The sequence below is a fragment of the Mesorhizobium sp. M2A.F.Ca.ET.067.02.1.1 genome (genome assembly GCF_004023285.1).
Classification (GTDB): Bacteria; Pseudomonadota; Alphaproteobacteria; order Rhizobiales; family Rhizobiaceae; genus Mesorhizobium.
This window is the reverse complement of the sequence record NZ_RZSB01000212.1, coordinates 1-8,211: the sequence shown is the minus strand read 5'-3', so window position 1 is coordinate 8,211 and position 8,211 is coordinate 1. Positions and strand designations below refer to the sequence as shown.

The 8,211-nt window shown below is 62.1% G+C and carries 15 protein-coding genes and 1 pseudogene; 8 read left to right on the top strand and 8 right to left on the bottom strand.

The window, feature by feature from the left end:
* Positions 1-191 precede the first annotated feature (191 nt).
* Both EOA28_RS16335 and EOA28_RS16330 read right to left on the bottom strand, forming a co-directional pair.
* The gene (locus EOA28_RS16335) at positions 192-725 is read right to left on the bottom strand and encodes a hypothetical protein (protein ID WP_245463270.1); all 534 of its coding nucleotides are present in this window, start codon (positions 723-725) and stop codon (positions 192-194) included.
* A gap of 135 nt (positions 726-860) precedes the next feature.
* Complete coding sequence (locus EOA28_RS16330; RefSeq protein WP_127253814.1) at positions 861-1,178, bottom strand: hypothetical protein; 318 nt, start codon at positions 1,176-1,178, stop codon at positions 861-863.
* 368 nt (positions 1,179-1,546) lie between these two features.
* On the opposite strand from EOA28_RS16330, the gene EOA28_RS16325 reads away from it, so the two are divergent.
* From EOA28_RS16325 to msrA, 5 genes and pseudogenes are all read left to right on the top strand, one after another.
* The gene (locus EOA28_RS16325; RefSeq protein ID WP_127253813.1) at positions 1,547-1,759 is read left to right on the top strand and encodes a hypothetical protein; all 213 of its coding nucleotides are present in this window, start codon (positions 1,547-1,549) and stop codon (positions 1,757-1,759) included.
* The gene (locus EOA28_RS16320) at positions 1,756-1,995 is read left to right on the top strand and encodes an ABC transporter permease (RefSeq protein ID WP_127253812.1); all 240 of its coding nucleotides are present in this window, start codon (positions 1,756-1,758) and stop codon (positions 1,993-1,995) included. The genes EOA28_RS16325 and EOA28_RS16320 overlap by 4 nt, the downstream gene beginning before the upstream one ends.
* Positions 1,980-2,174 (top strand): hypothetical protein, encoded by a 195-nt coding sequence (locus EOA28_RS16315; protein WP_126061380.1) that lies wholly within the window; start codon positions 1,980-1,982, stop codon positions 2,172-2,174. The genes EOA28_RS16320 and EOA28_RS16315 overlap by 16 nt, the downstream gene beginning before the upstream one ends.
* A pseudogene (locus tag EOA28_RS16310) lies at positions 2,174-2,496 on the top strand (hypothetical protein). Before EOA28_RS16315 ends, EOA28_RS16310 begins: the two are co-directional and overlap by 1 nt.
* A gap of 97 nt (positions 2,497-2,593) precedes the next feature.
* Positions 2,594-3,115: a peptide-methionine (S)-S-oxide reductase MsrA gene (gene msrA / locus EOA28_RS16305; RefSeq protein ID WP_127253643.1), complete on the top strand. Its 522-nt coding sequence runs from the start codon at positions 2,594-2,596 to the stop codon at positions 3,113-3,115.
* Positions 3,116-3,315: 200 nt separating this feature from the next.
* Here the strand turns inward: msrA and EOA28_RS16300 are convergent, their stop codons facing one another.
* Positions 3,316-3,510 (bottom strand): hypothetical protein, encoded by a 195-nt coding sequence (locus tag EOA28_RS16300; RefSeq protein ID WP_126061378.1) that lies wholly within the window; start codon positions 3,508-3,510, stop codon positions 3,316-3,318.
* Between the two features lie 169 nt (positions 3,511-3,679).
* Between EOA28_RS16300 and EOA28_RS16295 the strand changes: the two genes are divergently transcribed.
* Positions 3,680-3,940 (top strand): hypothetical protein, encoded by a 261-nt coding sequence (locus EOA28_RS16295; RefSeq protein ID WP_127253642.1) that lies wholly within the window; start codon positions 3,680-3,682, stop codon positions 3,938-3,940.
* Positions 3,941-3,966: 26 nt separating this feature from the next.
* On the opposite strand, the gene EOA28_RS16290 is transcribed toward EOA28_RS16295, so the two are convergent.
* The 4 genes from EOA28_RS16290 to EOA28_RS16275 form a co-directional block, all read right to left on the bottom strand.
* Positions 3,967-4,476 carry a PAS domain-containing protein gene (locus EOA28_RS16290; RefSeq protein WP_127253641.1) on the bottom strand — a complete coding sequence of 170 codons (510 nt, stop codon included), beginning with the start codon at positions 4,474-4,476 and terminating at the stop codon, positions 3,967-3,969.
* A gap of 570 nt (positions 4,477-5,046) precedes the next feature.
* A complete protein-coding gene (locus EOA28_RS16285; RefSeq protein WP_127253640.1) occupies positions 5,047-5,487 on the bottom strand; it encodes a GFA family protein in 441 nt (146 codons plus the stop codon).
* A gap of 115 nt (positions 5,488-5,602) precedes the next feature.
* Positions 5,603-5,911, bottom strand: coding sequence for a hypothetical protein (locus EOA28_RS16280; RefSeq protein WP_245463271.1), 309 nt, complete (start codon positions 5,909-5,911; stop codon positions 5,603-5,605).
* 44 nt (positions 5,912-5,955) lie between these two features.
* Positions 5,956-6,123, bottom strand: coding sequence for a Thivi_2564 family membrane protein (locus EOA28_RS16275; protein WP_126083227.1), 168 nt, complete (start codon positions 6,121-6,123; stop codon positions 5,956-5,958).
* Between the two features lie 144 nt (positions 6,124-6,267).
* Here EOA28_RS16275 and EOA28_RS38860 point away from each other — a divergent pair, with 144 nt between their 5' ends.
* Together EOA28_RS38860 and EOA28_RS16270 are read left to right on the top strand one after the other, a co-directional pair.
* The gene (locus EOA28_RS38860) at positions 6,268-6,405 is read left to right on the top strand and encodes a hypothetical protein (protein WP_189342065.1); all 138 of its coding nucleotides are present in this window, start codon (positions 6,268-6,270) and stop codon (positions 6,403-6,405) included.
* A gap of 92 nt (positions 6,406-6,497) precedes the next feature.
* The gene (locus EOA28_RS16270) at positions 6,498-6,662 is read left to right on the top strand and encodes a DUF3309 family protein (protein ID WP_082048942.1); all 165 of its coding nucleotides are present in this window, start codon (positions 6,498-6,500) and stop codon (positions 6,660-6,662) included.
* A 15-nt stretch (positions 6,663-6,677) separates the two neighbouring features.
* Here the strand turns inward: EOA28_RS16270 and EOA28_RS16265 are convergent.
* On the bottom strand, positions 6,678-8,211 hold a 1,534-nt coding region (locus tag EOA28_RS16265; protein ID WP_128315048.1), incomplete at its 5' end, for a response regulator.

The following is an 8,211-nucleotide window of genomic DNA, read 5'->3' as shown; positions in this document are numbered from 1 at the left end:
CTAATGACCAGCCCGGGACAACCGGCCACAGCAAAAGGATGGGGACGACACAACCTTGAAATGAAAAAGCCCGGCATCCAAAAGAGAAGGCCGGGCGCGCCGGCCCGGCCTTCTCTCCGCGCGGCCGCCGCAAGGCAGCCTTCGCTTACTACCGTTGATCGGCCCGGCAGCGCGAGCCGGACCGGAAAGGCCTATCTGCGCCAGCGATGCAGCCAGTCCGGCTCGGGGTCCGGGTTCCGGCTGATCGCCATGCCAGCCAGCAGCCCGACAAGGCCGCCGATCAGCATGGCCGTCGAGAAGGTGCCCGGATTCTGCTGCACGGTTTCCGAAACGCTCTGCGCCTGGCTGCGCAATTGGCTTGCCGCGCGCGACGCCCGGCCGGAAGCACCGCTGTAGAGGTTCGATGCGCGATCCGCCGCGCCGCTATATAGGTTCGACGCGCTGTCGGCTGCGCTCTGGTACCAGCCCTGCGCGGTCTCGGACGCTTCCTCGGCCTGCTCGGAAAGGGCGCGGTTCAGGCGGTTTACCTCGCGCTTCAACTCCGCGATCTGCTTCTTCATCGCCGCTTCGGATGCCCTGGCGTTGCCGCGCGATGCGGCGCCACTGCGCGACGCGCCGCTGCTGCGCGAAGCGGCGTTACGGGGACGCGCTTCGCTGGCTGGGCTAGTGCTCGAGGTGCCGGCGCCGTTTGCTGCGCCACCGCTGCTGCTTTCATTGTCTGCCATGGGTTTCTCCTTTGTGCCCCTTGCAACGGTCGGAAGGCCGCATGGTTCCGACCGCCCTTGCCGAGCCGGTGAAGCTGGCTCCAACACAAAGGACGTGGAGCTGCTCCACGGCCTTTGCGAGCGCGAGTGGCAGGCCTACTTGCCGCAATTGTTATCGTTGACGTTCGGCTGCACCGTGCTGGTAGCGGTGTTGTTGGCATCGCTCTGCGCGCCCTGCGGGCTGTTCGGGCAGTTCTTGTCGGCGTTGGAATTCATATCGCCGCCGGTGATGCTGCCGGTCGTGCCAGCGTCGGGCGCCATCTGGTCAGGCGGCGGGGTGGCCGGCGTCCTCGGCTCGACTGTGATGCTTTGGCCGCTGCCGGCCGAGTTATCGGGCGAGTTCGCGGTCTGGGCCATCGCCGCCGTGGCGAGGCCGATTGTCAGGGCCGAAGCCGCGAGAATCTTCGTACGCATGATTCTTCTCCTCTGTTTCGAGACGGTTCGTCTGTTGCAGGGTCTGTCGCGTCTGCGACTGAGGGTGGAACCCTTCGGACCACGGTTGGTTCCGACAAAAACTCGCGCGGCTTTTGCCTGCGGTTCAATCCTTGGCTGTGGCGCATGGGGTTTTTTGCCAGCAGATCTGGGACAAAGGCTGGTTTCAGGAGGATAGGAAAATATGCCTGCAACCTCTTGCCCGGTGTGGGCAGCTATGCTACTATTTTGTCCATGGTGCTGATTTGCGCCAACGACCCGCCGCGAGGCGGGTTATGTTTTTCGGTCATCCATTTCCTTCGAGCGCTGGCGCGATTGAGCGCGGCCCCACTATTCCGCCCCGAGGCTCCATGCCACGCTACGCCACCATCATCACCGCCGATGACGGCGCCGAGATCGTCAGCGCCATCGGCGCGTTCGAGGGCGCGGACCCGCCGCGCCGCACCGGGCGCGTCGAGCAGGTCGCGCCGGGCGTGCGCATCGGGATTGAAGCCGCCAGGCCGCTTGCAATCGTAGGCGCCGCCTGTTTCATTGCCGGTCTTCTCATCGGAGTGCTGCTATGAGCGCTCTGCTGGCATGGCTTCTCACCAATCCGACGATCCTGGCCATCGGCGCCGTCGTTGTCGGCGCGTTCGGCTGGGGCTTTCACCAGCGCCTTGCGGGCGCAAGGGCCGAACGCGGCAAGCAGGCAGAAGCCGAGGCCGCGGCCCGCAATATCGCCGACCAGGTCGACAACGACGTCGGCGCCTTGCCGCCTGAAGCGGTCAGGAAGGAGCTGAAGTCATGGGCAAGGGATTGATCCTCGCAGCCACCGTCGCCGCGCTTGCCGGCTGCACGACGGCTAGGGGCGGTTTCTGCGCCGCCGCCGCGCCGATGCGCCTCTCCGCCAGGGCCGTCGAAACGCTGTCGGATCAGGAGGCGAGGGCGCTGCTTGCGCACAACCGCAAGGGCGAGAAGCTCTGTGGCTGGAGGCCGTGATGCATGACATTTTCGATCTTCTGGGCATCAAGGGCCAGGTCGTGGCGGCGGGGCTCGCCGGCGGCGTGTTGCGGGCGCTGTCGCGCCATCGCTACAAGCTGCGCGAGATGATTGCCTCGCCCATCTGCGGCGCCTTGGCCGCCGCCTATCTGACCTTGCCTGCCGTCGCCTGGTCCAGGCAAGCGGCCTGCCGATGCCCGACGCCGCCGACGACACCACCACGCTCGCCGCTGCCTTCCTGATTGGCGTCTCGGCCATGTGGATTTCGGACATCGTCTTCGAGCTGGCAATCCGACGGTTCAGGCCGACTTCGGATCCCTGATCGCGCAGGTTCGAAATCGTGGCCGGCATGTTCCCCGAGCCGCTGGAAGAACCCGGCCACAACGCCTATCTATGGAGCAATCCAAAGGAGGTTTGACATGGCTTCTTCCACCGAGCGCGCAGTCCTTGCCGGCGGCTGCTTCTGGGGCATGCAGGATCTGATCCGGCGCTTGCCCGGCGTGGTTTCAACCCGGGTCGGCTACAGCGGCGGCGATGTCGCCAACGCGACCTATCGCAATCACGGCACTCACGCCGAGGCGATCGAAATCATCTTCGATCCGGCCAGGACCAGTTTCCGCGCGCTGCTCGAATTCTTCTTCCAGATCCACGATCCGACGACGAAGAACCGCCAGGGCAACGATATCGGCATGAGCTATCGCTCGGCGATCTACTACACGAGCGACGAGCAGAAGCGGATCGCCGAGGACACGATCGCCGACGTCGAAGCGTCCGGCCTGTGGCCCGGCAAGGTCGTCACCGAGCTTGCTCCGGTAGGCCCCTTCTGGGAAGCCGAGCCCGAGCATCAGGACTACCTGGAACGCTATCCCAACGGCTACACCTGCCATTTCGCGCGGCCGGGATGGAAGCTCCCGGTCCGCCAGAAGGCTGCCGCATCATAGATCGGCTATTGCGTTTAGCACTGATCACCCGAAATCCAGCCCGCCATGCCGAAGAGGCATGGCGGGCTTTTTTGCGTTCAGGATGCTTCGCTGGGCCTGCGCTACTCAGCCTCTGGCGCAAAAGCTGAACCGCTCCAGCTATCGATCCGGGCAAATTCCGCACGGAAAACCGCGGCGAGCATCAAATTGCCTTGGGCGGCTCAGCCCTTGGCGCGGCGGCTTTCATGTTCGTGAGTGCCGATCCAGTGGGCGCGGATGCGGTCGCTGGCCTCGAGATAAGCCATGTCGATGAGATAGGTCAGGAGTTTTTCGCCGTCGGCTTCGGCCTTCTGGCGAAGTTCTCGTAATATCCCCTGCGCAAACTGCAGGTTTTCCATTTTGCTAGGCTGGTCCATGGGTGCCCCCCAAATGTCTGCGCGGTAAGTCTGGATCACTATGCTTGTATGAAAGTTGTGACACCGTGCGCGGTGCGGCTGCACGTGGTTGCACTGACGCCCGGCCAGCGAACCTGTTGGACATTGTGCGGAAATGTCGATATTTTACGCGCCCAATCGGATAGCGACCATGAACGAAGACGAGGGCAGCACTCCTGACAAGTTGCAAGCCATGCTTGACGTGATTGCCAGGAGCGAGCCCTCGTTCGAGAACGAGCAAGTCGATTTCGGACGCTTGAAAGCCGATGCCGTCCGGGCAGCGGGGGTGCTGATCGAATTTTACGGCGATGCGGCGCTTGAGCGCGCCAAACTCATCGAGCACCGATCGCCGCAATCGCATTTCGCGCGCATGGTCACGGCTGAGGTCGGCAGACGCGGCAAGCGAAGCTGACCCGCAAATGATCGGCGAAAGCTGCCTCAGGACGATCGTCGCCTCCTCAGCCTTCCGTCAAGCCGTTGCTCGACCTCTTCCTCGACGTTGTCCAGAAGATAGGACAACAGGTCGTGTCCGATCGATCGCGCGATGTCCCTGGCCTGTTCGACGTGATTGTGCATCTCGCGCAGCGACTGTTCCTCGCAGGTGGCATCCTTCGTCAGATCGACGAACCAGCCAGGGTAGAGCGCTGCCTCGCCCACACCGTCTACGCAGCATTGGCCCACAGCCAGGATCTTGCGCAGCCCCATCTTTTCCGACCGGACCCTGTAGACTTCCCTGAAGCCAGATTTGCGTTCTATCGCCTTGCGGATCGCCAATCGGACCCTGGGCCGGTCTTCCACATCGATGCTTTGCATGCACCGTTCCAGCGACGCGCCATGCGAGAATTCGTCGAGGGTCAGCCCGAAATAATCTGAAAGGTTGGCGTCGCCATAGACGCGGTCACGCTTGACGTCCCAGGTCCAGAACCCGTCAATCGGTGGATACCGCATAAGCATGTTTCGGCCGTGTTCAGGCGCCGACGTCATGAAAACCGCCCCGTCCGGTTTCAAGATTCGGCAGCACTATGTAGCAAAAAATGAAAGAAACAAAGGTGGCCTTTTGTACAAGGTTCGAAATCATAAGGCCTACTGCCTGTGGCAAGTCCGAGCGTCATATTTTGATACTACCAGAAAGCAATGGTCTAAAAAATTTCTTAAGCTTAAAGAATTTTGACTTCGATATTGCAACTGCAGCTTGGTATTTCACGCGCTGAACACAAGCGGTCGGCAGGAGAGCAAACCAAAAGGTTGTATTGCGAAAGAGGGATGGCTAAAAATTCTTGCGTTCTGCAAAGCGGATAAAACGCTATGAATGTCGCCGCCTGAAACGTGCAGGTGACGACTCACCGTGAATGCTACCGGCGGCTGACTGACCGGCAAACCTACCGGTGGTTGAAACAGACGGAGCTTGGAGAAAAGCTTGGGATCTCAATCGGCAGCCGGTCCTTTCCAGGTGGCGCCGAAGAGTTCCCTGGACCGGAGGTCATTGCCGTTCAGGCTTAAGTCCGACAGTGATCCAACCTAGGCCGGCTCCTGCCGCGGCTCCGGGTCCATTTCATTGCCGGCGGCCGAATCAGCGGCGACCCGGTCATGCTCGAACTGATGCGCCGCGGGGAGGGCCTGCAGCCAGGATTCGCGCCGCCTGATCCAGAGCTCATAGTCCGGCACCAGCCCCTCGGTCGGCGCGACGTCAAGGCTGCCGATCGTGACCTCGACTTCCTCTTCGCCAACGAATGGAACGCGGCTTCCGCAGGTGGGGCAAAAACTTCGAGCGCCATAGGTGCTGGTGATCCCGCTGGCTTCGAACGCTTGAAGCGGCCATACGGCATAGGCATGGAAAGCCGATCCGCTTGTCTTGCGGCAATCCTTGCAGTGGCAGAGGCCGACCCGGCGTGGCTCGCCGGCCACGCGGAACTGCACGCCGCCGCACAAGCAACTGCCGGTGCGCGCGATTTCAGGCATTTGCCGTTCCTCCCGCTGTTACACGCAGAACAAAGTCGCGGCCGGCCAGTTCTGCCGCTGGCCCGTACAACCCGTATGGGGTTGCTATGGTTCCGCGCGGGACCGCAAGAGGCGGCTATCGGTCGGGAAGGTCGACCGGCTCCTCGCACCGATAGACGCGGCACTCGCCGTCCTTGGCGGGAACGGTTGTTGATATTGGCACTTCCGGCCAGTCGCACTCATTGCCGAATTGCCGCACGAAGCGGTCATAAGTATCCGGACCGGTGGTCAAAACCACCGCATGGTCGCTTTTGATCAGCGCCTGCGTCTGCGCGCAGGTCATGGCGCGAGTATCCGGCCGGGCTTGGGCGGCGCTCGCGGCGCACAGCAGCGTGGCGGCGCTCAACAAGTTGCCGGCGAGGCGTGCGATCGACAGGGTTCTCATGGACACCGGGCTTCGGGGTTTTCCGTGCCGAATATGGACCGCGGCTAAAAGACCGCAAGATATTTGAGCAACGATATGATTCCGATGATGATGACGATGATCTGCGCGATCTGTCGCGTGCGGGCATCGAGTGGCAAGCGCTGCACGAGATAGAGCACCAGGATCACCACCAGGAAGGTGATCAGGATGCCGATGAGTACCGATGCGCCCATAAGCGAGCCTCCGTTATCGCCAGGATTGCCCAAACTGGGCCGCCCCCAAACGTTGCGCGTCTGAAAAAGGTTCCGCTAGGGCGAAGTGGAACGGGAAGTATCGCGCAGCGTTGTTCAGCACCTTTGAATATTCAGGATGCGAACATGAAGGACATCTTCAGCACCGCGGCCATCATTGTGTCGATCGCGATTGCGATTGCGCTCATGTTTTTGGTGCCGATCAGACTTGAAGCCAATCCCGGGCCGCCGATCGTGTCATCCCACTCGGCCAAGGCCGAATAGCATTGCCCGGAGCCGGGTGGAACATGCGCGCCCCTTGCGAGTTGATTTCGTGATGAAAAGCGCCGGCTTGCGCTCAGAGAGAGGAAAAGAACATGGGTCTCGGCACAATTCTTATCATTATTCTCATTCTGGCCTTGCTTGGCGGTTTCAGCGGCCTGGGCGGCGGGCCGTTCTACGGCACGGGCTATTATGGCGGCGGCGGTCTCGGGTTGGTTCTTGTCATCGTCATTATTCTGGTCGTGCTCGGACGGATCTAAGAACGGTCAGACAAATCAAGCGAGCGCGTCCCGGAGCTTCGCCGCCAGTTGTTCCAGCGTGAACGGCTTGGCGATGAAGTGCACATCGTGGTCAAGCACGCCATTGTGCACGACGGCGTTGCGCGTGAAGCCGGTCATGAACACCACTTTCAGGGAGGGGGACTGCTTGCGAGCCTGTTCGGCGAGTTGCCGGCCATTCATACCCGGCATTACAATATCCGTCAGCATCAGCGCGATGGCGGCGTTCTGACCGAGTTTCTCCAAGGCTTCGTCACCACCCGCGGCTTCGATGACGGTATAGCCGAGCTCCAGCAAGGCGGCGGCCGTCGAAGCACGCACGCGGGCATCGTCCTCGACGAGCAGCACGGTTTCGGTTGCCGGAACATCGCTCCTGCCGCCGGTCTTTACCGGCGGAGCCGCTTCCTCCGGACCGGTGAAGCGCGAAAGATAGATCCTGATTGTCGTGCCCTCGCCGGGCTCCGAATAGATCTTGACGTGTCCGCCGGATTGCTTGACGAAGCCGAACACCTGGCTGAGACCGAGCCCGGTTCCCTTGGTCGCGGGCTTCGTGGTGAAGAATGGCTCGAAAGCCTTGGCCATGATGTCCGCCGCCATACCCGCGCCGGTGTCCGTTACCGCGATCATGACATACTGACCGGCCTTCACTTCGGGATGCGCCGCCGCATAGGCCTCGTCGAGATGGCAGTTGGCGGTCTCGATGGTGAGCTTGCCTTCTTCATCCATGGCGTCGCGTGCGTTGACCGCCAGGTTGATGATGGCGTTCTCGACCTGGCTCGGGTCGGCATGCGTTTTCCAAAGTCCGCCCGCCAGCACCGTTTCGATCTCGATCGCATGGCCGAGCGTGCGCCGTAAAAGGTTCGACATGCCGGTGACGAGGCGATTGGCATCGATGATCTGCGGCGCCAGCGGCTGCTGCCTGGAAAAGGCAAGCAGCCTGGCGGTGAGGTTGGCGGCGCGTGCCGCGGCATCGGCCGCCGCCTCAACGAAGCTCTGCACGTCATGCTCGCCGCGAGCGAGCTTGCGCTGCGCGAGGTTCATGGCGCTGGTGATGACAGCCAGCATATTGTTGAAATCATGCGCGATGCCGCCCGTGAGCTGGCCCACCGCCTCCATCTTCTGCACCTGGCGAAGCTGCGACTCCGCCTTCTCACGCGTGTAGATCTCGTTGAGCAGCGCCGCGTTCTTGGCGCTCAATGCGTCCTGCGCGTCAGCCACCTCTCGGAAGCGGCGGCTGGACTGGCGGATCGTATAGATGCCGAGCAGAAAGATGCCCAGCAGCGCCGCGAACGAGCCGATGCGCAGCCAGCCTTCGATCTGTTCCATCCGCTCCGCACGGGCAGCGAGGTTCGCACCGTCGATGCGCCGGATCGCATCGATGTTGGCGCGGATCTGGTCCATGTCCAGCTTGCCCCTGCCGCCGCGCACGATGTCCAGCGCTTTCGCCGTGTTGCCCGTGTCGTAGAGCCTGATCGTCTCAGCGAGTTCCGCTTGCTTGCGGGCAAGCGCGTCCTTGATGCCGGCCACCTGC

Bases quoted from the DNA above. Each gene is read 5' to 3' on its own strand.
- msrA (WP_127253643.1), top strand. From the start codon at position 2,594: ATGGCTTCTTCCACCGAGCGCGCAGTCCTTGCCGGCGGCTGCTTCTGG.
- EOA28_RS16290 (WP_127253641.1), bottom strand. From the start codon at position 4,476: ATGCGGTATCCACCGATTGACGGGTTCTGGACCTGGGACGTCAAGCGT.
- EOA28_RS16270 (WP_082048942.1), top strand. From the start codon at position 6,498: ATGGGTCTCGGCACAATTCTTATCATTATTCTCATTCTGGCCTTGCTT.
- EOA28_RS16335 (WP_245463270.1), bottom strand. From the start codon at position 725: ATGGCAGACAATGAAAGCAGCAGCGGTGGCGCAGCAAACGGCGCCGGC.
- EOA28_RS16300 (WP_126061378.1), bottom strand. From the start codon at position 3,510: ATGGACCAGCCTAGCAAAATGGAAAACCTGCAGTTTGCGCAGGGGATA.
- EOA28_RS16325 (WP_127253813.1), top strand. From the start codon at position 1,547: ATGCCACGCTACGCCACCATCATCACCGCCGATGACGGCGCCGAGATC.
- EOA28_RS16330 (WP_127253814.1), bottom strand. From the start codon at position 1,178: ATGCGTACGAAGATTCTCGCGGCTTCGGCCCTGACAATCGGCCTCGCC.
- EOA28_RS16285 (WP_127253640.1), bottom strand. From the start codon at position 5,487: ATGCCTGAAATCGCGCGCACCGGCAGTTGCTTGTGCGGCGGCGTGCAG.
- EOA28_RS16320 (WP_127253812.1), top strand. From the start codon at position 1,756: ATGAGCGCTCTGCTGGCATGGCTTCTCACCAATCCGACGATCCTGGCC.
- EOA28_RS16280 (WP_245463271.1), bottom strand. From the start codon at position 5,911: ATGAGAACCCTGTCGATCGCACGCCTCGCCGGCAACTTGTTGAGCGCC.
- EOA28_RS16295 (WP_127253642.1), top strand. From the start codon at position 3,680: ATGAACGAAGACGAGGGCAGCACTCCTGACAAGTTGCAAGCCATGCTT.
- EOA28_RS16275 (WP_126083227.1), bottom strand. From the start codon at position 6,123: ATGGGCGCATCGGTACTCATCGGCATCCTGATCACCTTCCTGGTGGTG.
- EOA28_RS38860 (WP_189342065.1), top strand. From the start codon at position 6,268: ATGAAGGACATCTTCAGCACCGCGGCCATCATTGTGTCGATCGCGATT.
- EOA28_RS16315 (WP_126061380.1), top strand. From the start codon at position 1,980: ATGGGCAAGGGATTGATCCTCGCAGCCACCGTCGCCGCGCTTGCCGGC.